Raw genomic sequence first — 493 nt, 5'->3', positions numbered from 1 at the left:
CAATGCAACGTAGACCAGAAATTTCCAAAGCATTTATCAATTTAAATAAAGCGGTAATGGCTAATCAAGGTCGTGTAACGTCAGTGTTAAAACGGATGATTGCTTGGGTAAGTAGCAATGCTACAGGTTGTCGTTATTGTCAAGCTCATGCTATTCGTGCAGCAGAACGTTATGGCGCAGAACAAGAACAGTTGGATAATATTTGGGAGTATAAAACACATTCAGCATTTTCTGATGCTGAACGTGCTGCATTAGACTTCTCATTGGCAGCTTCTATGGTTCCGAATATGGTAGATGAAAATATAAAAGAAGGGTTGTATAAGTATTGGGATGAAGGTGAAATAGTTGAGATGCTAGGAGTGATTTCTCTTTTCGGATATTTGAATCGTTGGAACGATTCTATGGGAACAAGTATTGAAGAGGGTGCTGTTGAAAGTGGAGAGCAGTATTTAGGAAAACATGGTTGGACTCAAGGGAAACATATATAAAAATA

Annotated in this window: 1 protein-coding gene; it reads left to right on the top strand. The window is 38.1% G+C overall.

Annotated features, from left to right (window positions below; genetic code table 11):
* On the top strand, positions 1-488 hold a 488-nt coding region (locus OU788_RS12695; protein WP_274635493.1), incomplete at its 5' end, for a carboxymuconolactone decarboxylase family protein.
* Positions 489-493 lie beyond the last annotated feature (5 nt).

Origin of the sequence: Tenacibaculum sp. L6 (genome assembly GCF_028823685.1) — a bacterium.
GTDB lineage: Bacteria > Bacteroidota > Bacteroidia > Flavobacteriales > Flavobacteriaceae > Polaribacter.
The sequence above is the reverse complement of the archived record's forward strand: the minus strand, read 5'-3'. Positions and strand labels throughout refer to the sequence as shown.